The 22,496-nt window shown below is 61.6% G+C and carries 26 protein-coding genes; 11 read left to right on the top strand and 15 right to left on the bottom strand.

Features of this window, described 5'->3' with window-relative positions; all coding sequences use genetic code 11:
* Positions 1-8 precede the first annotated feature (8 nt).
* Positions 9-1,145: an FAD-dependent oxidoreductase gene (locus ACXADQ_RS11980; RefSeq protein WP_475320518.1), complete on the top strand. Its 1,137-nt coding sequence runs from the start codon at positions 9-11 to the stop codon at positions 1,143-1,145.
* A 110-nt stretch (positions 1,146-1,255) separates the two neighbouring features.
* Here ACXADQ_RS11980 and ACXADQ_RS11975 read toward each other — a convergent pair whose 3' ends face one another.
* Positions 1,256-2,218 carry a fumarylacetoacetate hydrolase family protein gene (locus ACXADQ_RS11975; RefSeq protein ID WP_475320517.1) on the bottom strand — a complete coding sequence of 321 codons (963 nt, stop codon included), beginning with the start codon at positions 2,216-2,218 and terminating at the stop codon, positions 1,256-1,258.
* 10 nt (positions 2,219-2,228) lie between these two features.
* Positions 2,229-3,143 carry an NAD-dependent epimerase/dehydratase family protein gene (locus tag ACXADQ_RS11970; protein WP_475320516.1) on the bottom strand — a complete coding sequence of 305 codons (915 nt, stop codon included), beginning with the start codon at positions 3,141-3,143 and terminating at the stop codon, positions 2,229-2,231.
* Between the two features lie 224 nt (positions 3,144-3,367).
* On the opposite strand from ACXADQ_RS11970, the gene hisD reads away from it, so the two are divergent.
* From hisD to ACXADQ_RS11950, 4 genes are read left to right on the top strand one after another with little or no spacing between them, the layout of a single operon-like run.
* Positions 3,368-4,705, top strand: coding sequence for a histidinol dehydrogenase (gene hisD / locus ACXADQ_RS11965; protein ID WP_475320515.1), 1,338 nt, complete (start codon positions 3,368-3,370; stop codon positions 4,703-4,705).
* 3 nt (positions 4,706-4,708) lie between these two features.
* Positions 4,709-5,473: an SDR family NAD(P)-dependent oxidoreductase gene (locus ACXADQ_RS11960; RefSeq protein ID WP_475320514.1), complete on the top strand. Its 765-nt coding sequence runs from the start codon at positions 4,709-4,711 to the stop codon at positions 5,471-5,473.
* Positions 5,474-5,488: 15 nt separating this feature from the next.
* Complete coding sequence (locus tag ACXADQ_RS11955; protein ID WP_475320513.1) at positions 5,489-6,643, top strand: alpha/beta hydrolase family protein; 1,155 nt, start codon at positions 5,489-5,491, stop codon at positions 6,641-6,643.
* Positions 6,640-7,656 carry an SMP-30/gluconolactonase/LRE family protein gene (locus ACXADQ_RS11950; protein ID WP_475320512.1) on the top strand — a complete coding sequence of 339 codons (1,017 nt, stop codon included), beginning with the start codon at positions 6,640-6,642 and terminating at the stop codon, positions 7,654-7,656. The genes ACXADQ_RS11955 and ACXADQ_RS11950 overlap by 4 nt, the downstream gene beginning before the upstream one ends.
* 10 nt (positions 7,657-7,666) lie before the next feature.
* On the opposite strand, the gene ACXADQ_RS11945 is transcribed toward ACXADQ_RS11950, so the two are convergent.
* On the bottom strand, positions 7,667-8,074 hold the full coding sequence (locus ACXADQ_RS11945; protein ID WP_475320511.1) for a hypothetical protein: 408 nt from the start codon (positions 8,072-8,074) through the stop codon (positions 7,667-7,669).
* A gap of 103 nt (positions 8,075-8,177) precedes the next feature.
* Here ACXADQ_RS11945 and ACXADQ_RS11940 point away from each other — a divergent pair, with 103 nt between their 5' ends.
* Positions 8,178-8,771, top strand: a complete 594-nt coding sequence (locus ACXADQ_RS11940) for a TetR/AcrR family transcriptional regulator (protein ID WP_475320510.1) — start codon at positions 8,178-8,180, stop codon at positions 8,769-8,771.
* A gap of 52 nt (positions 8,772-8,823) precedes the next feature.
* Here ACXADQ_RS11940 and ACXADQ_RS11935 read toward each other — a convergent pair whose 3' ends face one another.
* The 5 genes from ACXADQ_RS11935 to ACXADQ_RS11915 all read right to left on the bottom strand — a co-directional run bounded on the left by ACXADQ_RS11935 (position 8,824) and on the right by ACXADQ_RS11915 (position 13,490).
* Positions 8,824-9,786 (bottom strand): branched-chain amino acid ABC transporter permease, encoded by a 963-nt coding sequence (locus ACXADQ_RS11935; RefSeq protein WP_475320509.1) that lies wholly within the window; start codon positions 9,784-9,786, stop codon positions 8,824-8,826.
* The gene (locus ACXADQ_RS11930; protein WP_475320508.1) at positions 9,787-10,650 is read right to left on the bottom strand and encodes a branched-chain amino acid ABC transporter permease; all 864 of its coding nucleotides are present in this window, start codon (positions 10,648-10,650) and stop codon (positions 9,787-9,789) included.
* 4 nt (positions 10,651-10,654) lie between these two features.
* Positions 10,655-11,356: an ABC transporter ATP-binding protein gene (locus ACXADQ_RS11925; protein ID WP_475320507.1), complete on the bottom strand. Its 702-nt coding sequence runs from the start codon at positions 11,354-11,356 to the stop codon at positions 10,655-10,657.
* Positions 11,357-11,374: 18 nt separating this feature from the next.
* Positions 11,375-12,100 (bottom strand): ABC transporter ATP-binding protein, encoded by a 726-nt coding sequence (locus ACXADQ_RS11920; RefSeq protein ID WP_475320506.1) that lies wholly within the window; start codon positions 12,098-12,100, stop codon positions 11,375-11,377.
* An 85-nt stretch (positions 12,101-12,185) separates the two neighbouring features.
* Positions 12,186-13,490: an ABC transporter substrate-binding protein gene (locus ACXADQ_RS11915; RefSeq protein WP_475320505.1), complete on the bottom strand. Its 1,305-nt coding sequence runs from the start codon at positions 13,488-13,490 to the stop codon at positions 12,186-12,188.
* 191 nt (positions 13,491-13,681) lie between these two features.
* On the opposite strand from ACXADQ_RS11915, the gene ACXADQ_RS11910 reads away from it, so the two are divergent.
* Positions 13,682-14,320, top strand: a complete 639-nt coding sequence (locus ACXADQ_RS11910; RefSeq protein ID WP_475320504.1) for a TetR/AcrR family transcriptional regulator — start codon at positions 13,682-13,684, stop codon at positions 14,318-14,320.
* Here ACXADQ_RS11910 and ACXADQ_RS11905 read toward each other — a convergent pair.
* The 3 genes from ACXADQ_RS11905 to ACXADQ_RS11895 all read right to left on the bottom strand — a co-directional run bounded on the left by ACXADQ_RS11905 (position 14,286) and on the right by ACXADQ_RS11895 (position 16,721).
* A complete protein-coding gene (locus ACXADQ_RS11905) occupies positions 14,286-14,780 on the bottom strand; it encodes a winged helix-turn-helix transcriptional regulator (protein ID WP_475320503.1) in 495 nt (164 codons plus the stop codon). The genes ACXADQ_RS11910 and ACXADQ_RS11905 overlap by 35 nt on opposite strands.
* 118 nt (positions 14,781-14,898) lie before the next feature.
* Positions 14,899-15,141 carry a hypothetical protein gene (locus ACXADQ_RS11900; RefSeq protein WP_475320502.1) on the bottom strand — a complete coding sequence of 81 codons (243 nt, stop codon included), beginning with the start codon at positions 15,139-15,141 and terminating at the stop codon, positions 14,899-14,901.
* On the bottom strand, positions 15,141-16,721 hold the full coding sequence (locus tag ACXADQ_RS11895) for a phytoene desaturase family protein (protein ID WP_475320501.1): 1,581 nt from the start codon (positions 16,719-16,721) through the stop codon (positions 15,141-15,143). The genes ACXADQ_RS11900 and ACXADQ_RS11895 overlap by 1 nt, the downstream gene beginning before the upstream one ends.
* A gap of 216 nt (positions 16,722-16,937) precedes the next feature.
* Between ACXADQ_RS11895 and ACXADQ_RS11890 the strand changes: the two genes are divergently transcribed.
* The 4 genes from ACXADQ_RS11890 (at position 16,938) to ACXADQ_RS11875 (ending at position 19,236) form a co-directional block, all read left to right on the top strand.
* Entirely contained in the window at positions 16,938-17,549 is a 612-nt protein-coding gene (locus tag ACXADQ_RS11890; protein ID WP_475320500.1) for a cupin domain-containing protein, read from the top strand.
* Positions 17,542-18,030, top strand: coding sequence for a VOC family protein (locus ACXADQ_RS11885; RefSeq protein ID WP_475320499.1), 489 nt, complete (start codon positions 17,542-17,544; stop codon positions 18,028-18,030). Before ACXADQ_RS11890 ends, ACXADQ_RS11885 begins: the two co-directional genes overlap by 8 nt.
* Before the next feature lie 121 nt (positions 18,031-18,151).
* Positions 18,152-18,958 carry an SDR family NAD(P)-dependent oxidoreductase gene (locus ACXADQ_RS11880; RefSeq protein WP_475320498.1) on the top strand — a complete coding sequence of 269 codons (807 nt, stop codon included), beginning with the start codon at positions 18,152-18,154 and terminating at the stop codon, positions 18,956-18,958.
* Positions 18,928-19,236, top strand: a complete 309-nt coding sequence (locus tag ACXADQ_RS11875; protein ID WP_475320497.1) for an antibiotic biosynthesis monooxygenase family protein — start codon at positions 18,928-18,930, stop codon at positions 19,234-19,236. The genes ACXADQ_RS11880 and ACXADQ_RS11875 overlap by 31 nt, the downstream gene beginning before the upstream one ends.
* Positions 19,237-19,297: 61 nt before the next feature.
* On the opposite strand, the gene ACXADQ_RS11870 is transcribed toward ACXADQ_RS11875, so the two are convergent.
* The 4 genes from ACXADQ_RS11870 to biuH are packed head-to-tail and all read right to left on the bottom strand — an operon-like array spanning position 19,298 to position 22,494.
* Complete coding sequence (locus ACXADQ_RS11870) at positions 19,298-19,630, bottom strand: cupin domain-containing protein (protein WP_475320496.1); 333 nt, start codon at positions 19,628-19,630, stop codon at positions 19,298-19,300.
* A complete protein-coding gene (locus ACXADQ_RS11865) occupies positions 19,620-20,288 on the bottom strand; it encodes a cysteine hydrolase family protein (protein ID WP_475320495.1) in 669 nt (222 codons plus the stop codon). Before ACXADQ_RS11865 ends, ACXADQ_RS11870 begins: the two co-directional genes overlap by 11 nt.
* Positions 20,288-21,820 (bottom strand): ABC transporter ATP-binding protein, encoded by a 1,533-nt coding sequence (locus ACXADQ_RS11860; protein ID WP_475320494.1) that lies wholly within the window; start codon positions 21,818-21,820, stop codon positions 20,288-20,290. Before ACXADQ_RS11860 ends, ACXADQ_RS11865 begins: the two co-directional genes overlap by 1 nt.
* A complete protein-coding gene (biuH, locus tag ACXADQ_RS11855; RefSeq protein ID WP_475320493.1) occupies positions 21,817-22,494 on the bottom strand; it encodes a biuret amidohydrolase in 678 nt (225 codons plus the stop codon). The genes ACXADQ_RS11860 and biuH overlap by 4 nt, the downstream gene beginning before the upstream one ends.
* Positions 22,495-22,496 lie beyond the last annotated feature (2 nt).

Below are 22,496 nucleotides of genomic sequence, written 5' to 3'. Positions count from 1 at the left end.
ACAGACTGATGAGCCATTTGAAAACACATATGAACAAGGTTCTGATCGTCGGTGGCGGCATCGCGGGCATGTCCGCAGCCATCCGCCTGCGCGAAGAAGGCATCGAGGTCGACCTGCTGGACAAGGATCCGAACTGGTCGGTCTATGGCACGGGTCTGACCCTGTCGGTTCTGACCTTCCGCGCCCTGTGCGATCTGGGTCTGGGCAAAGAGCTGCTGAAACACGGGCACGGCCATGACGGCGTGACGCTGAACGACAAAGACGGCAACCTGATCCGCGAAGTCCGCTCGGAACGCCTGTTCGCGCCGGATGTCCCGGCCGAGGGCGGCGTACTGCGCCCCGTCCTGCACCAGATCATGGCTGCGCGCGTCAAAGAGCTGAACACCAATGTCAAACTGGGCGTCACCGTCGAAAGCTACACCCAGGACGCCGAGGGCGTGGACGTCACGCTGACCGACAGCAGCACCGGCCGCTATGATTTCGTGATCGGGGCGGATGGGCTGTTCTCGACCATGCGCGACATGACCTTGGACAACGCGCCTGCGCCGCGCTTTACCGGTCAGGCGTGCTGGCGCATCCTGTTCGACACGCCCAAGGACTGGGTGCAGGGTCAAATGTACCTGTCCAAAGACATCAAAGTCGGCTTTACCCCGTGCTCGCCCACGCAGATGTACATGTACCTGCTCGAGGCCGTGCCCGGAAACCCCTGGCGCGAACCCGAAGAGCTGCCGGGCCTGATCAAAGGCCTGCTGGAAGGGTTCGGCGGCGTGGTTGCCAAGCTGCGCGACACCATCGATGCGGACACCGAGATCGTCTATCGCCCATTGGAATCCATCCTGATTGATGGCGATTGGTACGATGGCCGCGTGGCTCTGATCGGCGACACGGTGCACGCCACCACGCCGCATCTGGGCTCGGGTGCGGGTATGGCGGTCGAGGACGCTATCGTGCTGGTGGACGAGCTGAAGAAGGCTCCGGTGCTCGAGGACGCCCTGCATGCCTTTATGCAGCGCCGCCTGCCCCGAGGCCGCCTGGTTGTTGGCAACTCGTTGAAACTGGGCGAGCTGGAAATGGCCGGCGCCCCCAGCGAACAGCAAGGCAAGCTGATGCAAGACAGCATGCACGCCATCGCCGAGCCCTACTAAGCTGCGGCGATCAACCACCGAACAAACAAAGGGGTGCCCACGGGCACCCCTTTTTCGTGACTTGGCCAAAGAAAAACCCGGTCAGGCAGGTGCCAGACCGGGCGTTTGGATCAGGCTTTGGCGACCTTCTGATCAATCGCCCCGAACAGCGGGCTGCCATCAGCGGCCACGCATTCCATGCGGACCGTATCGCCAAAGGACATGAAGGGGGTCTTGGCCTCGCCCTCGTCAATGGTTTCGATGCCGCGCCGCTCCGCGATACAGGCCGATCCGACCACGCGGTAGCTTTCGTTGGACACGGTGCCCGACCCGATCACGGTACCCGGCACCAGATCCCGCGAATAGGCCCCATGTGCCACCAGATCGGCCAGGCTGAACGCCATGTCATAGCCGCCCGGCGCACCGAAACGCTCGCCATTCCAGAACACGTTCAGCGGCAGGTCCACGCGGGCATCGCGCCAGGCGTCGCCCAGTTCGTCAATCGTGATCGCAACCGGCGCCATCGAGCAAGCCGGTTTCGCCTGCACCCAGCCAAAGCCGGTTTTCATCTCGACCGGGGCCAGTTTGCGCAGCGACCAGTCGTTGATCTGCACCAGCAGCGCGATGTGGTCCTCGGCGGTTTCCTTGGTGCCCATCGGGGTCGCCTTGGTGATCACGCCGAACTCGCCCTCAAAATCGATGCCATCGTCTTCGGAGCGGAAGGGCACGTCGCCCGTCGGGGCAATGAACCGGTCCGACATGCCCTGATACATCAGCGGGCGCCCGGTTTTTTCTTTGGGCGGCATTTTGAACACGGCATCCATCAGGTCGCCATGGCTTTCATAGGCCGAGCCATCCAACCACTGCCAGGCGCGCGGCAGGGGCGCCAGCGCCTGCGCCGCATCAAAAGCCTCGCCGCCACCGGCGTTCAGCTCGGCGTATTCGGCCTCCAGCGCGGGGCGCAGATCGTCCCAGCTTTCCAGCGCTGACTGCATCGTTTCGGCCGCCTTGGCCGGGGTGCAGCGGGCGTTGTCCCGGCTGACAATATGCAGACGCCCATCCAGGGTGCCGTTGGGAAGTGTTGCAAGCCTCATGATGTCCTCCTCAGACCATCGCGTTCGCCACCAGCGCATCGGCATCCGCATCGCGCAGAAAGCCCAGCTGATCGGCTGTTTCAGTTTCTAATTCAGGATAGCTGCCAAACAGCGCCACGATCTCGGGGTCCGGTTCGAACCGGATCCGAGAGGGGCTGTCGGGATAGGCCCGACGCAGCGCCGCGACCAGATCGCCGTAGCGCAGCGGCAGGGCAGGCAGGGTAAAGGCGCGGTTCGCACCCAAATCGGGCAGCATTGCCCCGTGGACAAAGTTGCGAGCGACCACGTCCACTGACGTCAGCCAGGTTTTGCTGTCTTCGGCCACGGGCAGGGTGATATCCTCGCCCCGTTTCACGCACCAGAACAGGCGCGACATGAAGGCGGTTTTCAGCGCCGCATCCGCGCCATCGCGCGCCATCACCCCCGAGGGCCGCAGCGACACCGCGTCCAGCCAGCCGCGCGCTGCGAAATTGGACAGGGCGACCTCCATCATCACCTTTTGCGCGCCATAAACCATCGTGGGGGCCAGCGGCGTGGCATCGGTCACCGGATCGGGCAGCGGCTTGGCATAGGCCGCGATGGTCGAGGCGAAAACGAACCGGGTTTGGGGGGCTCGGTCCCGCAGATCCTCGATCAGGTCCAGCGTCGCATCCACATTCACCCGGCGGGCCAGCGCATAGTTCTGCTCGGCCCCGCCGCCAAGGATCGCAGCCAGGCAAATCACGGCGTCAGCCCCCTCCAGGGCCTCTTGGCGCAGCACTGATTCGGAGAAATCGCCCTCGAAAAACGTCGCTTTGGGCAGATCGACACCCACTGGCGCCACGCGATCCAACATCGAGATCGAAGAAATTTCCGGCATTTCCCCAAGGATTTTGCAGACTTGAGTGCCGACAAATCCCCCTGCCCCGATCACCGCGATCTTCATGTCAAAAAACCTATCTTTTATTTGGTTGTACGACCAATTAGTATAGCAGACACACCAATGAAACAAGACATTCCAGGGGGGCGGAACGGATGGGGGATATCGTTTTTGGGGGATGCACCCATCGATACAAACAATAGGACAATGCGCTCTATATCGGTTTTACCGAGGGAAAGGGCAGACTGTGAAATCCGCCCGTCAGGTTTAGGAAACGAAGGGAGAGCCCAATGGCAAAGTGGCTGAAAGAGGGAGCGGAGCCGTCCGCCGTTGCAGCAATCAACAAATCCGTGCGCGAAACGGTCGAGGCCACGCTGGCCGATATCGAAACGCGCGGCGATGCCGCCATCCGCGAGCTGTCGGTCAAATTCGATGGCTGGGATCGCGACGATTATCGGCTGACGCAAAAAGAGATCGACGATTGCATGGCGCAGCTGTCCAAACAGGACATCGCCGACATTGAATTCGCGCAGGCTCAGGTGCGCAACTTTGCCGAAGTGCAAAAAGCCGCTCTGCAAGACGTCGAAGTAGAAACCATGCCCGGCGTCATTCTGGGACACAAGAACATCCCGATCCAGAACGCCGGCTGCTATGTGCCCGGTGGCAAATACCCGATGCTGGCCTCGGCGCATATGTCCGTGCTGACGGCCAAGGTAGCGGGCGTGCCGCGGATCATCACCTGTGCCCCGCCCTATCAGGGCAAACCGGCCGCCGCGATTGTGGCTGCGCAGCACATGGCGGGCGCGGATACGATCTATGCCCTGGGTGGCATCCAGGCCATCGGCGCCATGGCCATCGGCACGGAAACCATTGATCCTGTTGATATTCTGGTTGGCCCCGGCAACGCCTTTGTGGCCGAAGCCAAGCGCCAGCTTTACGGCCGCGTCGGTATCGACCTGTTCGCGGGCCCAACTGAAACCATGGTGATCGCGGATGAAACCGTGGACGCCGAAATCTGCGCCACCGACATTCTGGGCCAGGCCGAACACGGCCCCGACAGCCCCTGTGTGCTGCTGACGACCTCGGAAAAACTGGCGCGCGAAACCATGGACGAGATTGAACGCCTGCTGGGCATCCTGCCCACCGCTGGCCATGCCCGCACCAGCTGGGAAACCTATGGTCAGGTGATCGTGGCCGACGACCATGACGAGATGCTGAAGATCGCCAATGACATCGCCTCGGAGCACGTGCAGATCATGACCGACCGCGATGATTGGTATCTGGACAACATGGTGAACTATGGCGCCCTGTTCCTGGGTCCGCGCACCAACGTGGCCTATGGCGACAAGGCGATCGGTACCAACCACACGCTGCCCACCAAAAAGGCCGGGCGCTATACCGGTGGTCTGTGGGTCGGCAAGTTCATCAAAACCCATACCTATCAGAAGGTAACCACGGACGAGGCCTCGGCCAAGGTGGGGCGCTACTGCTCGCGCCTGTGTATGCTGGAAGGGTTCCAGGGCCACGCCGAGCAGGCCAACGTGCGCGTGCGCCGCTATGGTCAGCAGAACGTCCCCTATGCCGAAGGTGCAGCGCCGCAGCCCGGCCTGGACCTAGTCGAGGGCTGAGGCATGGAACTGCCGACCTCTCCTGGATTCTCGCTAGCAGGGAAAACGGCACTGGTGACGGGCGCAGGCCGGGGCATTGGCCTCGCCTGCGCCGCAGCGCTTGCCGAGATGGGCGCCGACGTGGTTCTGGCCGCTCGCACCGAAACCGAGATCACCGAGGCCGCCAATGCCATTGTTGCGCGCGGTCAGAAAGCCCGCGCCATGGTGCTGGATGTCAGCGATCTGGCAGGGGCCAAAGCGGCAATCGCGCAGGCTGGCCCCTTTGACGTACTGATCAACAACGCGGGCACCAATCGCCCCATGCCCATGCAGGACGTGGCCGAGGATGACTATGACGCGGTGCTGGACCTGAACCTGAAATCCGCCTTCTTTGTTGCCCAGGCCGTGGCGCAGGGGTTGATCGCGGCGGGCAAGCCCGGATCCCTGATCCACATGAGCAGCCAGATGGGCCATGTTGGCGGGCCGAACCGGTCGCTGTATTGCGCTTCGAAATGGGCGGTCGAAGGCATGTCCAAAAGCTTTGCGCTGGACCTGGCCACCCATGGCATCCGGTCCAACACCATCGCCCCGACCTTTATCGAAACCCCTATGACCAAACCGTTTTTCCAGGATCAGGCGTTTCTGGACAGCGTGTTGGCCAAGATCAAGCTGGGCCGACTGGGCCAGGTGCAGGACCTGATGGGCGCCGTGCAATATCTGGCCTCGGATGCCTCGGCGCTGGTCACTGGCACCTCGCTGGTCGTGGATGGCGGCTGGACCGTCGAATAAGAAAAGGAACATCCCATGTTCGAACCCTTTCCCGGAAACTATATCTGGAACCTGTCGACCAACCTGGCCCTGATGTGTGGAGGCAATATCGGCGAGATCGACGAAGCCTGCCGTCCCATCCGCGAAGCCGCCGCCAAGGGCGAGGACGCGGGCACTGCGCAGTTCTTTGACAGCTGGCTGGACGTCGCCAACAAGGTGCTGGCCTCGGCCAAAGCGGACGAAGACAAGGGCCGCGATCTGTCGGCGGGCATCAAGTATCAGCGCGCGGCGGGCTATCTGCTGGCGGCCGAACGGATGCAATCGCGCGACTATGCCCCGCGCTGGCAGGCCTATAACGACGGTCTGAAATACTTCCGCAAAGGGATGGAGCTGCAAGGCGCCCCGGTGGAATTCGTGCAGATCCCGTATGAGGACAGCTATTTCACTGCGCTGTTCGTGCCCGCGCAGGGTGTGGATGGCCCTGCCCCCTGTGTCGTGTCCTGCAACGGTCTGGATTCGATGAAGGAACAGATCTATGGCGCCGGCAACCCCGAGGCCAACCGCGTGCGCGGCGTGGCCACGCTGGTGGTGGATCAGCCCGGCACCGGCGAGGCTCTGCGCAACCTGGGTCATGTGGGGCGCTATGACGCCGAGGCCTGGGGCTCGGCCGCCTATGACTATCTGCTGACGCGTGATGACGTGGATCACGACCGGATCGGCATGTTCGGCCTGAGCCTGGGCGGCTATTACGCCCCGCGCGTGGCCTCGATGGACACACGATACAAACTGTGCTGCGTCATGGGCGCAAACCACAACTGGGGTGAAATGCAGGTCCGCCGCCTGAAACGCGAGGGCGACAACCCGGTGCCCCACTATTGGGACCACGTGATGTGGGTGTTCGGTAAGGACACGATGGACGACTTCATGGATTGGGCCCCCAATATGGACCTGACCCCGGTGATCGCGAACATGGAATGCCCGTTCTTCATCATGCATGGCTCGGGTGATCGTCAAATCCCGGTCGAGTATGCCGAGCAAAGCCGCGATCAGGCCGTGAACGCCAAGGTCGATTACTTCATCACCATGCCCGAACATTTCGAGATTGAGCATTGCGGCGCGGATAACGGCACCTTCTCGCGCGATATGATCGCCGATTGGATGGCCGAAACCTTTGCCGAGATGAAAGCATGACCAATCCGCTGATTGGGTTTCAGATTGACCCGGCAGAGCTCAGCTTTGTCGGGCAGGATCTGGAGCGGCCAGAATGCATTCTGGCCGAAAAGGACGGCACCCTGTGGTCCGCAGATGGGCGTGGCGGGGTGATGCGGATCGACCCGGACGGCACACAAGAGCTGATCCTGCAACAGGGGCTGGCGGCCAACACGGCCTCGTCCTTCGAGGATCGGCTGGTGAACACCATGGGTTCGCTGCCCAACGGGCTGACCTTTGATACGAATGGTGATTTCCTGATCGCCAATTTCGGCACTGATCAGGTCGAGCGCATGACCCGCGACGGCGCCACAAGCGTGATCATCGACAACGTGGATGGCCAGCCTTTTGGCAAGGCCAACTTCGTTACGCGCGACAGCAAGGGCCGGCTGTGGCTGACCGTGACCACCACGATAAATCCCTGGACGGATCACGTGAAAACCAACTCGCGCGACGGGTATATTGCGCTGATCGACGAACGCGGCGCCCGGATCGTGGCCGACAATCTGTGCGGCACGAACGAACTGCGCTTTGACGCCAACGAAGAGTGGCTGTACGTCGCCGAAACCACCGCGCGCAACATGACCCGGTTCCGGGTCGAAGGCGACACGCTGGTCGATCGCGAAATCTATGGCCCCTCGAATCTGGGTGGGTTTAACGACGGGATCGCCTTTGATGCCTATGGCAACCTGTGGACGACCCTGATCATGGCGGACCGACTGGTGGCCATCACACCGCAGGGGGATCTGCTGACGATCCTGGATGCGGGTGGCGACGCGCAGGCCCTGGCCGAGCTGGACAAGGCTTGGGAAGAGGGCCGCGTCACGCCCGAGCTGATGGGCGCGTGTGGCGGAACCGCCTGCCCCTGGATGGCGTCGCTGACCTTTGGCGGGCCGGACCTGAAAACCGTCTATCTGGGGTCGCTGCGCGGCACCAATATTCCCTATTTCCAAAGCCCGGTTGCCGGTCTGCCGCTGATCTATTGGAACGAATAAGCCTGCGGGGTCAGGCCGCCTGACCCCCTCTCGCCGCGATGACGGCAAACCCGACGGCCAGCAAGGCGTGCACCACGACTGCGCCAATTGCCAGCGCGCTGTCATAGGCCTGAAACCCCGGCGCGGCCGTGTAGAGGCTGCCCAGTGCGCCCAACCCGTGAAACACCACGAACCCTGCCGCGACAACCCGTGCCGTGGGCGACTGCACGCCCGGGCCAAAGATCACCAACGCCCCCAATACGCCCAAGGACAGCAGCGCCGCGCCCATGAAGCGGAAGGCGATCGACAGGGATGTCGATTGGGCCGCGATCTGTTCCGCCGTTTGCGAGGACGACGCGCCGCTAAGGTAGGCGCTGGCGCCGAAGACCAGCTCGAACAAGGTGTGGATGACAAAAACACTGAGGGCGAAAACTTTCATGGCGCGGTCCTTTCCTGCTGATATTTACGCTGTAAATATTAAAGCGCCCCGCCCTGAGTTAAGAAATATTTACACCGTAAATATTTCCGGCAATACTGCCCGCATGACCGAAGAACGACACTATCACCACGGCAACCTGCGCGAATCCCTGATCCAGGCCGGGATCGAGCTGCTAGAGGAAAAGGGCCTGTCCGGTCTAACCCTGCGCGCCTGCGCCGTGCGCGCGGGCGTCAGCCACACGGCCCCGCAGAACCACTTCAAAAACATGGCCGGATTGCAAACCGCAATTGCCGCGCGGGGCTATGCGCAGATGCTAGAGGCGCTGACAAAGGAGACCTCCGCCGAGGCCACCCGCGACACGGCGCGCCAGAATGCCTTTGCGGGCTATGTGACGTTCGCCACCCAGCATCCGGGTCTGTTCGAGCTGATGTTTTCCCGCCACCGCACCAACAGCGACGATCCAGACTTGTTGGAACAAGCGGGCAAATGCTTTGCTGTGCTCGCGCAGAACGCGGCCGGGTTCGAGTGGGAGGACGCTGCGCCCGCCGACCCAACGCTCAGCGCCCAGATCCTGCATTGGAGCCTTGTGCACGGATTTGCCCAGCTAAAGGTGGCGGGCAAGCTGGACAAGGGCCCGATGAAGGACCTGACCCTGTTCGATATCCTGCCCGCGTTTCACTACGCCGATCCCAAATAAAAAGGGGCCGCAGCTTGCGCCGCAGCCCTTATCGCTCCGTGAGTATGAGCGGTTAGTTCGGATAGCTGCGCCGCACCGACAGCCAATCCACGCCCAGACGGTCACGAATGACGGGCCACAGCCCCTTGGGGGCGACCAGCATGGTCAGGATCGCAACGGCGCCCAGCGCCACCAGGTACCAGCTGCCGTCCAGACCCAGGCCGTTGGTCACGCCCTGGCGGATGATGAAGTACAGGATGGTGCCCAGGATCGGGCCCTCTAGCGTGCCGATGCCGCCGATCACCACAACAAAGGTCATGACCACCGTCCATTCGGCCGAGAACGCGGTGCCCGGCTGAATGAAATAGTTCGGCAGCAAATAGATCGCACCGGCCAAGCCCACACCAGCGGCCGAAACCACATAGGCAAAGCGACGGTTGCGGGTGACATCCACCCCAATCGAGGCCGCGGCGACCTCGTTGTCACGCACCGACATCAGCCCCAGCCCAAAGCCCGAACGCAGCAGCAGATAGGCGCCAACCGTCAGCACCAGCGCCACGCCGCCCGACAGCCAGAACACGTTGCGATAGACATCAGCGCCCAGCATCCCGCCGGTAAACAGCGGCATCCCGGTGATCCCGCCCAGCGTGTCCGAACGCTGCACGACGATGAAAATCACCTCGGCCAGAACCCAGGACCCAATGGCGAAATAAGCGTCTTTCAGGCGGAACATCAGTGGCGTCAGGATCAGCGCAATGATCCCCGGGGCCAGCGCGGCCATGGGCAGCGTCAGGAAAGGATGGATATCCAGGCTGTTGGAAATCAGGAAGGTCGCATAGCCCCCGATCCCGAAATAGGCCTGGTGCCCCAGCGAAACCAACCCGCCATAGCCGGCCAGAAAGTTCCACATCGAGCAGATGATCAGCACCGTGAACATCTCCATGCCCAGGGCCATCTGGCCATCATTCATAAAGCCCGGGGCAATCGCCAGCAGCAACGCGGCCAGGCTCAGCGGAAGAAGTCGGATCATGGTCATTTATTTGCTCCCGAAGATGCCGTTGGGACGGACGATAAGGAAGAACAGGAACAGCAGATGCGCATAGAGCAGCCCCGAGTTTGCATCAAAGCGGAAACCGATCAGCTGCGTCACACCCAGTGCGATCCCGGCCAGCAATGCCCCCCAGAACGAGCCCAAGCCACCCAGAACCACCACCTCGAAGGCGATCAGGATCCGGTCGATCCCGGAATTCGGCGTGAACGAGGTCCGCATCGCCAGGAACATGCCCGCGATCGCCGCCAGCGCCAGCGCCAAGGCCATCACCAGCGCATAGATCCGCTTGGGCCGCACCCCCATGATCCGCGCGATCTGAGGGTTGTCCGACGTGGCGCGCACAACGCGGCCAAACTCGGTATGGCCAATCACCCAATGCAGGCTGCCAAACAGCACCACCGACACGGCCAGCGTCAGCACGGGCAGCACGCCCACGTTCAGTTCGCCCAGGGCAATCGAGGCCCGGCTGAGCGCGCCAGCATCCAGCGTCACAGGGTTCGCCCCCACGGTTTCCAGCAGGATATTGCGCATCACAAAACTGAACCCAAAGGTCAGCAACATCGGCACCAGCATGTCCTGCGTCTCGATCACGCGGTTCATCAACACGGTCTGGAACAGCCAGCCAATCAGAGCCGACACGACCACCACCGGCACGATGATCAGCAAGGGCGGGATGCCCGGTACAGTGGCCGCGGTGAACACGCCCAGAAAGGCCGACAGCACGATGAAATCCCCATGGGCAACGTTGATCACCCGCATGACGCCAAAGACCAGTGCCAGGCCCAGACCCAGGATGCCGTAAAGCGCGCCCAGGAACACGCCGTTCAATATGGTTTCTACCCAGATCATGGTTTTACTCTCCGAAATAGGCTGCGCTAAGCTGGTCCAGATCCACGCGCGAGGTGTCATCCACCCGCATCGTGACCTGCCCGTGCAGCAGGCACACCATCCGGTCCGAAACCGAAATGGCGCGCTCGATATCTTGCTCGACCAGAATGATCGACAGGCCGTCCTGCCGGATTTTGGCAAAGCTTTCATAGATTTGATTGACGATCACCGGGGCCAGACCCAGGGACAGCTCGTCACATAGCAGAACGCGCGGGTTCGACATCAGCGCGCGGCCAATGGCCACCATCTGCTGCTGGCCGCCCGACAGGGTCGTCACCATCTGCTTGCGCCGCTCGGCCAGAATGGGGAACAGGTCATAGACCCGCTGTAGCGTCCACTGCCCCTTGCGGCGGTTCATAGCGCCCATCATCAGGTTTTCCTCGACATTCAACGAGGCAAACAGCATCCGGCCCTCGGGCACCAATGCGATCCCCTGCTGAGCGATGTCTTCGGCCTGCATGTTGGTGATGTCATCTCCGCCCAGACGGATATGGCCGCGCCGGTCCTTCACCAGCCCCACCATCGAGCGCAACAGGGTCGATTTGCCCGCCCCGTTGGCGCCCACCAGGCCAAAGGCCTCGCCCGGGCGCAGATCCAGATCCACGCCGAACAGCGCCTGCATGTCCCCGTAATAGGCCTCTAAACTGTCGATTTCGATGAGTTTCATCTGCCTGATCCCCTGCCCTCAGGCATCCTCTTTCAGGCCCATGTAGATCTCGCGCACGATGGGCGAGGACATGACCGTTTCAAATTCGCCATCAGCGACTTTTTCGCCGAAGTTCAGCACAAGGATGCGGTCCGCGACCTGTTTCAGTGCATGGGCAATGTGTTCGATCCAGATGATCGCGTGATCCTCTTTCAGCGAGGCGATCCGTTCCACCAACCGGGCCACTTCGCGCTCGGTCAGGCCCGCGCCGATTTCGTCCAGCATCAGCAGTTCCGCCTTGGTGGCCACGGCCTTGGCAACCTCGAGGTTCTTGCGATCCAGCAGTGTCAGCGACCCGGCCAGCGTGTCGGCCTTTTCGCTTAGCCCGGTGCGTTCAATCACGTCGCAGGCCCAGTCTTCGGCCTCGCGCCCCTTCAGCCCCGCCCCCGAGGACGCCGCCGACAGCACGTTTTCGAACACGGTCAGACCGACAAAAGGCTGCGGAATCTGGAAGGCGCGACCAATGCCGGCATGCACGCGCTTGTGCCCCGGCAACGACGTGATATCGCGGCCCATCAGCTCCACCCGGCCGCTATCGGCCTTCAAAACGCCCGCGATCAACGAGAACAACGAGGATTTCCCCGCGCCGTTCGGCCCGATCACGCCGACGCATTCTCCTTTGTCGATGCCAAAGCTGACATCCTTGGCCACCACGATGGCGCCGAAGGCCTTGTTCAGCCCCGAGACCTGAAGCACTTGGCTCATGATTGAATTCCCCCTGGGGCCCTGCTCTGCCCCGACTGTTTGCAAGACCCGGCAGCGTTGACAGGCCGCCGGGCCTTGCCCGAGTTTAGTAGGCCAACGCCTTGAAGTCAGCCGTCGCGTTTACTGCTGGGTTGGTCGAGTTGTCGACGATTTCCAGGTTGTACTTGAACGGACCATCGCTGGCTTTCTGCCACTGACCACCGACCGTGTGGGTCAGTCCCACCGATTTCAGCGGCGAGTTGCCAAAGTCCACGGCACCGATCACCGTTTCCGTCCGCGAGGCGGCCAGCGCATCACGCACAGCGTCGCGATCCTTGGGATTGCCCGAGGATTTCAGCGCGTTCACGCCAATTTCGAACAGCGCGTGTTCGTAACCCAGCGGCTGAGTCCACTGCGCGCCCGATGCGGCGGTATAGGCGCCAGCCACATCCGCAGCCGACTGACCGGTCAGCGACGAGGCAAAGGGCATATCCGGGGTCCACCAGACCTCGGTCGACATGCCGTCGCCGCGATCCCCAAGGTTGTTCACCGAGGACGGGAACAGCAGACCGGCTGCAATGGTGCAGATCTTGGGCTGGAAGCCCATCTGCGCGGCCTGGTTCCAGAAGGTCGCCATGTGGTTCTCGAACGCGGTGCCCGCGATGATGTCCACGCCCGCACGTTTGAATTCGGAAATCTGGGTCGAGAAATCATCGGTATCCAGACGGAACAGCCCGGTATCAGCCGCGAATTCATAGCCCGCCTCTTTGAATGCCGGCGGGAAGCCGATTTTCGGGTGCGACATCACGCGACCCGCGTCATTGTCTGCAAACAGCGCGCCGATCTTGTGGTTGTTGCCCAGCTGGTTCCACATGGACGGGAAGATCCGGCCCAGCTCGTCCGCGCCCCAGAAGAAGTGGAACGTGTAGGGGAAGCCCTTGGCCGGGTCATATTTGCGCGAGAAGGCCCAGGCCTGCCACGGCCCCATGGTCGACAGCGTGGGGATGCCACGTGCATCTGCGATCGGGCCGATCGCGGTGGCGCCCTCTGCATCTGCGCACAGGATGATGTCGGGGTTTTCTTTCAGGATCAGCTCGTTGCCGACCTGCACCGAACGGGTCGGGGTGGACTGGTTGTCCTTGACCACGATATCCACGTTATAGGTGGTGCCGCCAATGGTCAGCCCGTCTTTCAGGGACTCGCGCACGGTGGCCAGGGTGTGCTCGGTGGTGGCGGTAAAGCTGGAGCGAATGCCCGACAGCGGCGCCATGAAGCCGACCTTGATCGTATCGTTCGCCGCCCAGGCGGTGTTCACCATCGGCGCGCTCAGCACCGAGCTGGCCGCAGCCAGGCGCACGCCCGAGCGCAGCACGGATCGGCGCGATACCTTTTGTTTCATCGAGTTGGTCATGTTGTCCTCCCTTCGCCATGTCATGGCGGTGTTTTTCGCTGCGCGGTCTTGTCCCGACCCAAGCGGGTTTTCCTTTCCGCGCGTATCTCTTATTTATACACTCAACCAAGTAACGGAAAAATCGACAATTCACACACAACCTATCGACCCAACCGATACATCAATTCCGGACGCATCCCCAAGGTAAATCCATGCCCAAAACAGCCCAAACTCGCGCAAATGGCAATAAAACCAAGCAGTTGATCCTTGACGCAGCGGAACAGCTGATTGGGGATCGCGGGTTCGATGCGGTATCTTTGCGTGACATCACCGAGCAAGCCGGAGTCACTTTGGCGCTAGCCAGCTATCATTTCGGCACCAAACAGAACCTTTTCGAATTGGTCGTGGCGCGCCGGGCCAGCGTGTTGTGTGAACTGCGCGAGGCCAATCTGGCCGCCCTGCCCGAGGATGCAGACGTGCAGGCAGTGCTGGACGCGTTCATGTCGCCTTTGTTTCAACAGGTGCAAACCGGAGACGCGGGTTGGGTCAGCTATATGCAGGTGCTGTCGCGCCTGACGGATGGCGATCGTTGGCTGTATCTGCTGGCCGAGCATTTCGACGCCACAGCGCGAACCTTCATGGACCGTCTGTACAAAATCCTGCCCACGGTCGAGCGCTCGGCATTGGCGCGCGCCTTTACCATGTCGCTGCAATTGATGCTGGTGACAGTGGCCAAGCATCGCCGTTTGGACAGTTTGACCGACAATGACGTGCAGGCGGGCGATTTGGCGGCGGCCTATGCGGCCTTGCTCAAATTCACCACGGCCGGGGTGACGACTCTGCGTCCGTGAAACTGTCGCGCGCCTGTCGGATCTCGGCGTCGTGGCGTTCGATCCATTCGATCAAACGAGTCAGTTGCTGTTCCAGATCCTGACCCAGCGTGGTCAGCGCATAGTGCACGCGCGGAGGCACCGTGTCTTCGGTGCGCCGGCTGACAAATCCGTCCCTTTCCAGGGCGCGCAGCCGCAAGGTCAGCATCCGTTGCGAGATATCCGACTCGGCCGCCATCGCGCTGATCACCCGTTTCAAGGTGGCATGACGGAACTCGCCCGTGGCCAGAACCTTCAGGATCAAGGCCGACCAGTTATCGCCCAGACGGGCCACGACCTCGCGCACGGGGGCATCCTTGTCTGGCGCGACGGGGCCCATGCCCTGCACCAGATGATGCAGGCCGACAACCCGCTGATCCGCCTGGTCCACCGGCTGGCCTTCGCCGATGCTCAGCAATTCTGCGATATCAAGTGAATCCATGATGTCCCTGCCCTTCGGGCCAAGCATATCCCGGCAACGCGGATCAGGAAAGCAGCAGAGCAAAAGGAAAACCGCGCGCAATCCCTTGCGCGCGGTTTAATGTCGTCACCGTCCTGCCTTAGGCCCGGCGTTTTTTCTTGTCCTTGGCCGGTTTGGACTTACGCAGCAGGATCGTCAGGATGAACCAGATGGTTTTCAGATCCAGCATCTTCAGGGCCGCGCGGGCCTCTTCGGGGGACAGTTTCGCCGTCATCGGCATCGCCCCAAAAATCTTGCCCTTGATGACCAGGAAGTTCCGTTCGTCCGCTTCCAGCTTGGACACGGTCATCAGCTCTTTGCCGGTATTATCCAGAAGTTTCATTACGCGATCACCCTTTCGAAATCGATATCCATGTCATCGAACATACGCAGCGCCGTGGCGCGGCCCGCGCCATAGACGCCCCCGCCCGGATGCATGAACGGCCCCACCAGATACAGGCCCTCGATACCGGGCACGGTGTACTGGCCCAGATCGGGGGTCGGGCGGTGGCCCATGGTTTGGTACATGTACGGCGCACAGCCATGCATGTCGCCTTTGACGAACGAGTTGGGCGACGAGCGCTCCATATCCAGCGGCGACCAGTGCGAGGCGCCGATGATGTTGTCATCCGTCAGGTTCGGAATGAAGGGCTGATACTGTTTCAGGGTCTCGGCCGCGTATTCCTCTTTGTAGTCGTCCCAGTATTCGGGGGTTTTGCCCTCGATGCAGTAGGGCGCCATGGTGATCGAGTGGAAGATCCCCGCCCCTTCGGGGGCACGCGTGGGATCGCCGTGGGTTTCATCCCCACCGCCCAACAGACGGCGCGGCGTGATCCGGCCCTGACGCAGCCAGGCGAAATCATCCATGAACGAGGTCATGTCCTCGTAGGGGAAATATTCCAGCATGGTCGCGGTGGTGATCTCTTCGCCCGCCGCGTATTTGGTGCGCTCTTTCAGGTCATAGTGCGACACGAACAGCGATTGGGGCGACGGGTTCACTGCCTTGGCGCGGCGATCCACGGCCTCGTCGATGCCTTCGACGAATTTCGACAGAACATGCGGGTGCAGCGCGGCGACCACGCCCTCTTTGCCGCGAATTTCTTCGCCATCGTTCAGACGCAGGCCGACGGCCTCGCCGCTTTCGATCAGCACTTTGTCGACTTCGGCGTTATAGCGGATTTCCCCGCCCTGATCTTCGAAGCAACGCACCAGGGCATCCGTCAGACCGCCCGAGCCACCGATGGGCTGCGAGACGCCCCATTTGTGGATGATGCCGGGCATCAGGAAAATGCCCATGCCGGTGCCCAGATCATCGGGCAGCTGCAGGTTTTCCGACACCAGCTTCAGCAGGTGGATCTTGATGTGATCGCCTTCGAAATACTGGTTCACCAGATCCAGCGAGGACCGGCTCATGGCATCCAGCAACAGGCGGCCTTCGTCCGAGCTGTCCAGCATGGCCATGAAGGGACCAAACGGGATGGGCGGCGAATACAGACCCGAGGTGATGATCGGCAGCATCTCCATCGAGCGGGTCGCAAAGGCGCGATAGGTTTCGGCGTCCTTGGCGTTGAACTTGGCGATCTCCTGGCAGGTTTTATCCAGATCCTTGTAGGTGATCAGCGTCTTGTTATCGGGAAAGATCGAGGCGTAAGGCACGTCCGAGTAGCGATAGTTCAGACCGTACTTGGATTTCAGCTCCAGCTCGTCCTCGGTCAGCATCGGGTTGCCCTGGATCATGATATGGCACGAGCTGTGCAGATCATGACGGTAGCCCGGGTTGTTCAGCTCTTGCGTGACAACCCCACCCCCGGGAAAGCTTTGACGTTCCAGGATCAGGACCTTCTTGCCGGCGCGGGCAAGGTAACAGCCCGCTGTCAGGCCGTTATGCCCCGCGCCCATTATCACAACATCATAATTCGACATGTTTTCCTCCCGTCGGTTCTGATTTGCCCTTCAGTCATACGCAGAATCAGGACTCCGAAAAGAAGGCACATTGATGTGCCCGAGCATTTCGCCCTTATCTATCGACGCAACCGATACCCCACATCGAAGGAAACGGATTGCCTGCGGCCCCGCCACAGTTAATTGTACGGTTGATCAAACAACGCGCTGCGGGCGCTCTGACAAGCAGGAATAAAGATGACTAAACGAACCGTCAGACGTGTGGTGACCGGCCATGACCAGACCGGTAAGGCGATTGTCCTCAGCGACGGCGAACCGCCCCATGTGACACGGTCCGACGTCCAGCCCGGCCTGGCCTTCTACGAGCTGTGGAACACGCGCCAGATGCCCGCAGACGTGACGGCCGAAGAGCCCGAGCCCACCGACCTGCACCGCGATACCGAACCGCCCAGCAATGGCGTGGTCGTGCGCTTTGTCGACATCCCGCCCGAGGGTCAGGACGGCCCCGATTTCGACAAGGACGCCGCGCGCAAGCTGTTCGATGCGGTCGGTCTGGCCGAAAACGCCGAACACGTGATCCCGGGTCGTCATCCGCTGATGCACCGCACCGAAAGTGTGGACTACGGCATCGTCCTTGAGGGCCAGATCGTGCTGCTGCTGGACGATTCCGAGGTCGTTCTGGAAGAGGGTGAATTCGTCGTGCAACGCGGCACGATCCACGCCTGGACCAACCGCACCGATCGCATCTGCCGCATGGCCTTTATCCTGACCGACGGCCGCTTTGACCCAGAACTGGTGCGCCAACAACAAGGCCATGACGACCGTCTGAAAGAGGCGCACAATGGCTGAGGGCCTTTTTCCCGATCTGAAATGGCACCATGTGGGGTTCTCGGTCAACGATATCGAGGCCGCGATCGCCTTCTATGGCGAGGTCTTCGGGATGGAGGTCGAAGACCGCAAATACATCCCGCCCATCGACACGCATCTGGCCTTTTTGCGCCGCGATGACTTCCGGTTTGAGATCTTTCAGAAACCCGGCTCGGCCCCGGTGCCCGCGCATCGCCAGGCCCCCAATACCGATCTGGCCGAACAGGGCACAAAACATCCGTGTTTTTCCGTGACCGACTGCCAGCGCGCGCTGGATGTCCTGCATGCGCGGCCCGACGTTCATATCATAGGCATCATTCGCAAACCCGGAGACCCGATGGTTTCCGAGGAAAATCCAACACTTAGCCCCGACGATCCGCGCCCACCCGCGGCTGCGTTCTTTTTCAGGGACCCCTGCGATCTAATCGTCGAGATCGTGGACGCGCGGAACTTTCCCGCCTAGGGCGCGGCCCCACAGGTACAGAAATGTGCCTAATTGCGTGGTCCCGTCCCTTGCGGCACAACAAATCAAAAGGGAGGCATCATGCACTACGATCTAGAAAACAAAGCCGCCATCGTCACCGGTGGCGCAGGCGGTATCGGCGGGGCTGTCAGACTCGATTCTGGCCGCCAGTGGCGCCAAGGTTCTGGTCGCCGATATCTCGGGCGACGGCGCCGAGGCAAAGGTCGCCGAAATCCGCGCAGCCGGAGGCGAGGCCACCAGCTTTCAGATGGATCTGGAACAGGAATCCGACATCAAAGCGATGTTCGAAAAGGTCATGGACACCTATGGCCGTCTGGATTTCCTGGACAATAACGCGGCCCTTCTGACACCCGAAGTGGCCCATAATGACGGCAATATCGAGGACATGGATACCCAGATCTGGGACCGCACCTTTGCCGTGAACACCCGTGGCACCATGCTGTGTTGCCGCGAAGCATTGCGGATCATGGGCCCTCAGGGCGGCGGATCGATCGTCAACACGGCCTCGAACCTGGCGCTGCAAGGCCATGTGATCCAGGCGGCGTATTCCTCGTCCAAGGCGGCCGTGATCCAGATGACCCGCGCCATTGCCACCAGCCACGGGCACAAGGGCATTCGCTGTAACGCCGTGTTGCCCGGCCTGACCGGCACCAAGGCAGCGCTGGAAAACCTGCCTCACGAGCTGCACTCGGCCGTGCTGAGCGAAACTCCGGTCGGGTTCCTGGGCGTCCCCGAAGACATCGCGCATCTGGTGGTGTTCCTGGCCTCGGACGCTGCGCGCAACATCACCGGTCAGACCATGGCCTCGGACGGGGGGACCTCGATCCACGTGCCCGGCTATGCCCGCCTGAAACCATTCTTCGAAGGAGCCAAAGCATGTTCATCGAAGTCGCTCATGTCACCGTGACCCCCGGCGCGGGTCCGGCCTTTGAAACGGCCGTCGCCAAGGCCGTCAACGTGTTCCGTCAGGCCAAGGGGTGCCAGGGTCTGCACCTGCAAAAATGTATCGAATCCCCGGATGAATACGAGGTGATCATCCGCTGGGACACGCTTGAGAACCACACCATCGATTTCCGCGAGGGCCCTCTGTTTCAGGACTGGCGCGGATTGGTGGGCGAGTTCTTTGCGAAACCGCCCGAGGTAAAGCACTACGAAGTTGCTGTGCCGCGGGCGACGTTCACCTGAGTCCTCCCAACAGGTGAACCACGCGGGGCATTCTGCGGTCTGAATGCCCCGCGTCAAAACCCTATAGAAACTGGACAGGCTTGGCCCATTGCAGCAGGGCAACACAGCCGTTTTCGCTCCAGACTTCGTGCTGCGTCCCCCTGAAATTCAACACGAAATCCCCGGCGCGATAGGTGCCATGCGCATCTGACTGCGCACCCTCCAGGATCAGCACGGATTCCGTTGCCGGGTGAAAATGCAGCGGCGCCCGCGCACCGGGTTCGTATTTCAACAGGGCGATTGCGGGCTCGCCCTGTTCCAGCCAATGAATGGTGATGCCGGGCTTGAACGGCTCGAAGGGCAGATCCGCCCAGCCCCCGGCCAGAATCTCTGACAGAACATAGTTATCCGGCATCCAAGGCTCCGACGATGGTGTCCACGTCCGCTGCCCAGCCCACGATCCCGCCCTGCGCGGTGATCATCTGGATGGCCGCGGATTTGAACGACGGGAAGTAGCTTTCGGTCGCATCCGTCGCCAGCAGGCAGTCATATCCCCGGTCATTGGCCTCGCGCATGGTGGTTTGAACGCAGACCTCGGTGGTGACGCCGGCAAAGACCAGCTGTTTCAGACCAAGCCCTTGTAAAATCGCACCAAATTCGGTGCCATAGAAGGCCCCTTTGCCCGGCTTGTCGATCACGTGCTCGTCCTGGGCGGGATAGAGCTCGGGGATGATATCCGCCCCCGGTTGGTCCGCGATCAGGATGCGCCCCATCGGCCCGTCATCCCCGATCCGAAGGCTGGGATTGCCCCGGTCGCGCTTGGCCCTGGGCAGATCGGACAGGTCAGGTTTGTGGCATTCACGCGTGTGGATCACGGGCAGGCCCGCCGCGCGAAACGCCTGCAACAAGCGCTGCGCCGGTGGGATCGCCGCACGCAGCAGGCTGACGTCATTGCCCAGTGTTTCGCCAAAGCCTCCGGGCTCCATAAAGTCGCGCTGAAAGTCGATCATGACCAGCCCGATGGCCCTGGGATCATAGGGAAAATCAAAAGGTTGCGCCGATATCACCGCCATCACGCATGCCCCGCCATATAGGTGCCGATTTGGGCCGTGTCGGCCTGCGCGGCTGTGGTTTCAAAGGCGATTTTGCCCTCACTCATCACCAGGATTCTGTCGCTCAACTCAAGGATTTCGTCCAGATCCTCGCTGATCAGCAACACCGCGACGCCGTGGTTGCGCGCGTTCAGAATCCGTTCGCGAATGGCAGCCACGGCAGCGAAATCCAGACCAAAACAGGGGTTGGCCACGATCAGCAGGTCCACGTCTCCGGTCAACTCGCGCGCCAAGACCGCCCGTTGCACATTGCCCCCCGAAAGAGCCGAAATCGGGCTGTGCGCCGAGGTCGTTTTGACTTTGAATTCCGCGATCCGGTCGTGGGCATTCTCGATCATCTGGCGGGTGTTTTTCCAGAACTTTGGCCGCGCGCCCTGCCCCGTATCAAACAACCGAAAGGCCAGGTTCTCCGCCACGCTCATCGTGGGCGCACAGGCGTTTTGCAGGGGTTCTTCGGGCAGATAGCGCACCTTGAGCGCCGCCGCCTCGCGCCGGGTGGCACCATAATCGGTGTCTTTGACCCGGATCGCCCCGCCGGTCAGTTTGCGCTGGCCGGTCAGCATCTCCATCAACTCGGTCTGGCCATTGCCAGAGACCCCCGCGATGCCCAGAATCTCGCCCGCTTTGACCTGAAGCGCGTCGATCTGAATGGATTTCAACCCGCTGCGATCACGCGCCGTCGCCCCCTCCAGCGACAGCACCACCGCGCCATCGGTTTCGGTGCGCTGCGTATCACGGCCTTCGGGTTGGCCACCCATCATCATACGGGCCATATCGTCCTGACCAAGGTCCGCAACCCGCCCAGATCCAGCCAGCCGACCCCGCCGCAGCACCGAGACGTCATCGGCAAATTGCGTCACCTCGCGGAATTTATGCGTGATCATCAGCACCGAGATCTGCCCCGCCTCGCACAACGCGCGCACATGCCCCAGAACCTCGTCGGCCTCGGCCGGGGTCAGAACCGAGGTCGGCTCGTCCAGGATCAGGAACCTGCTACCCAGGTAGAGCTGTTTCAGGATCTCCAGTTTTTGCTTTTCCCCAGCGGCCAGGGTGCTGACGGGCCGGTCCAGCGGAACCTTGAAGGGCATCTGATCCAGAAACGCCGCCAGCGCCGCGCGTTCCTGTCGCCAGGAAATCACCGCAGGGGCATCAGCGCGGCTGATCAGCAGGTTTTCCGCCCCGGTCAGCGACGGCACCAGCGTGAAATGCTGATAAACCATACCCAAACCCAGCCGCTGAGCATCCACGGGGTCGCGAACGCGGGCCTCGTGGCCGTCGACCAACAGCCCGCCCTGGGTCGCGTGGTAAAACCCCATGATGCATTTCACCAAGGTGGATTTCCCCGCGCCGTTTTCCCCCAAAAGCGCATGAAACGTCCCCGGGCGAACGTTCAGCGTGACGTCATCCAACGCCGTGAAATCGCCGAAACGCATGGTCATCGCCACGGCCTCGACCCCAATGGCGCCGGTGGGCAAAGCGGGTTCGTGGCTCATGGCAGTTGCGCGATCAAGGTCGCGCTGTCCGAGACCGAGCCAAACACCCCGCCCTGCATTTTCACCATCTTGATGGCCGCATCATGGTTGCCCTTGTCCGTGGCGCCGCAGCAATCCTGAACCAGCAAGCATTCAAAGCCCCGGTCGTTGGCCTCGCGCATGGTGGTGTGCACGCAAACGTCAGTGGTGATGCCGGTCAGCAGCAGGTTTTCGATGCCCCGCGTGCGCAGCAGCAGCTCCAGGTCGGTCGCGCAAAAGCTGCCTTTGCCGGGTTTGTCGATGATCGGCTCGCCCTCCAGCGGGTAGAGCTCGGGGATGATATCCCAGCCCGGCTCGCCCCGGATCAGGATCTTGCCGCAGGGGCCCGGATCCCCGATCCCCGCCCCGATCTGTTGCGAGCGCCAGCGTTTGTTAGCCGGCAAATCGGTCAGATCAGGCCGGTGCCCTTCGCGGGTGTGGATGATGTGATAGCCCTTGGCGCGCATATCGGCCAGCAGCGCCTTGATCGGCTCGATCGGGGCCTGGGTCAGCGACAGATCATAGCCCATCGCATCCACATAGCCGCCCTTGCCACAAAAATCGGTCTGCATGTCGATGATGATCAGAGCGGTGTTTTCGGGCCGCAAATCGCCGTTATAGGGCCAAAGATAGGGATCAGCGTCGATGGTACTCATAG

The sequence above is a fragment of the Thalassovita sp. ABM4_323 genome (genome assembly GCF_056158665.1).
The sequence above is the reverse complement of the archived record's forward strand: the minus strand, read 5'-3'. Positions and strand labels throughout refer to the sequence as shown.

What these genes read in the sequence shown, in the direction of transcription:
- ACXADQ_RS11870 (WP_475320496.1), bottom strand. Translation starts at nt 19,630, where the DNA reads ATGCCGGATAACTATGTTCTGTCAGAGATTCTGGCCGGGGGCTGGGCG.
- ACXADQ_RS11940 (WP_475320510.1), top strand. Translation starts at nt 8,178, where the DNA reads ATGACCGAAGAACGACACTATCACCACGGCAACCTGCGCGAATCCCTG.
- ACXADQ_RS11920 (WP_475320506.1), bottom strand. Translation starts at nt 12,100, where the DNA reads ATGAGCCAAGTGCTTCAGGTCTCGGGGCTGAACAAGGCCTTCGGCGCC.
- ACXADQ_RS11955 (WP_475320513.1), top strand. Translation starts at nt 5,489, where the DNA reads ATGTTCGAACCCTTTCCCGGAAACTATATCTGGAACCTGTCGACCAAC.
- ACXADQ_RS11945 (WP_475320511.1), bottom strand. Translation starts at nt 8,074, where the DNA reads ATGAAAGTTTTCGCCCTCAGTGTTTTTGTCATCCACACCTTGTTCGAG.
- ACXADQ_RS11885 (WP_475320499.1), top strand. Translation starts at nt 17,542, where the DNA reads ATGGCTGAGGGCCTTTTTCCCGATCTGAAATGGCACCATGTGGGGTTC.
- ACXADQ_RS11860 (WP_475320494.1), bottom strand. Translation starts at nt 21,820, where the DNA reads ATGAGCCACGAACCCGCTTTGCCCACCGGCGCCATTGGGGTCGAGGCC.
- biuH (WP_475320493.1), bottom strand. Translation starts at nt 22,494, where the DNA reads ATGAGTACCATCGACGCTGATCCCTATCTTTGGCCCTATAACGGCGAT.
- ACXADQ_RS11875 (WP_475320497.1), top strand. Translation starts at nt 18,928, where the DNA reads ATGTTCATCGAAGTCGCTCATGTCACCGTGACCCCCGGCGCGGGTCCG.
- ACXADQ_RS11960 (WP_475320514.1), top strand. Translation starts at nt 4,709, where the DNA reads ATGGAACTGCCGACCTCTCCTGGATTCTCGCTAGCAGGGAAAACGGCA.
- ACXADQ_RS11935 (WP_475320509.1), bottom strand. Translation starts at nt 9,786, where the DNA reads ATGACCATGATCCGACTTCTTCCGCTGAGCCTGGCCGCGTTGCTGCTG.
- ACXADQ_RS11910 (WP_475320504.1), top strand. Translation starts at nt 13,682, where the DNA reads ATGCCCAAAACAGCCCAAACTCGCGCAAATGGCAATAAAACCAAGCAG.
- ACXADQ_RS11975 (WP_475320517.1), bottom strand. Translation starts at nt 2,218, where the DNA reads ATGAGGCTTGCAACACTTCCCAACGGCACCCTGGATGGGCGTCTGCAT.
- ACXADQ_RS11865 (WP_475320495.1), bottom strand. Translation starts at nt 20,288, where the DNA reads ATGGCGGTGATATCGGCGCAACCTTTTGATTTTCCCTATGATCCCAGG.
- hisD (WP_475320515.1), top strand. Translation starts at nt 3,368, where the DNA reads ATGGCAAAGTGGCTGAAAGAGGGAGCGGAGCCGTCCGCCGTTGCAGCA.
- ACXADQ_RS11970 (WP_475320516.1), bottom strand. Translation starts at nt 3,143, where the DNA reads ATGAAGATCGCGGTGATCGGGGCAGGGGGATTTGTCGGCACTCAAGTC.
- ACXADQ_RS11980 (WP_475320518.1), top strand. Translation starts at nt 9, where the DNA reads ATGAGCCATTTGAAAACACATATGAACAAGGTTCTGATCGTCGGTGGC.
- ACXADQ_RS11930 (WP_475320508.1), bottom strand. Translation starts at nt 10,650, where the DNA reads ATGATCTGGGTAGAAACCATATTGAACGGCGTGTTCCTGGGCGCGCTT.
- ACXADQ_RS11950 (WP_475320512.1), top strand. Translation starts at nt 6,640, where the DNA reads ATGACCAATCCGCTGATTGGGTTTCAGATTGACCCGGCAGAGCTCAGC.
- ACXADQ_RS11895 (WP_475320501.1), bottom strand. Translation starts at nt 16,721, where the DNA reads ATGTCGAATTATGATGTTGTGATAATGGGCGCGGGGCATAACGGCCTG.
- ACXADQ_RS11890 (WP_475320500.1), top strand. Translation starts at nt 16,938, where the DNA reads ATGACTAAACGAACCGTCAGACGTGTGGTGACCGGCCATGACCAGACC.
- ACXADQ_RS11925 (WP_475320507.1), bottom strand. Translation starts at nt 11,356, where the DNA reads ATGAAACTCATCGAAATCGACAGTTTAGAGGCCTATTACGGGGACATG.
- ACXADQ_RS11915 (WP_475320505.1), bottom strand. Translation starts at nt 13,490, where the DNA reads ATGACCAACTCGATGAAACAAAAGGTATCGCGCCGATCCGTGCTGCGC.
- ACXADQ_RS11900 (WP_475320502.1), bottom strand. Translation starts at nt 15,141, where the DNA reads ATGAAACTTCTGGATAATACCGGCAAAGAGCTGATGACCGTGTCCAAG.
- ACXADQ_RS11905 (WP_475320503.1), bottom strand. Translation starts at nt 14,780, where the DNA reads ATGGATTCACTTGATATCGCAGAATTGCTGAGCATCGGCGAAGGCCAG.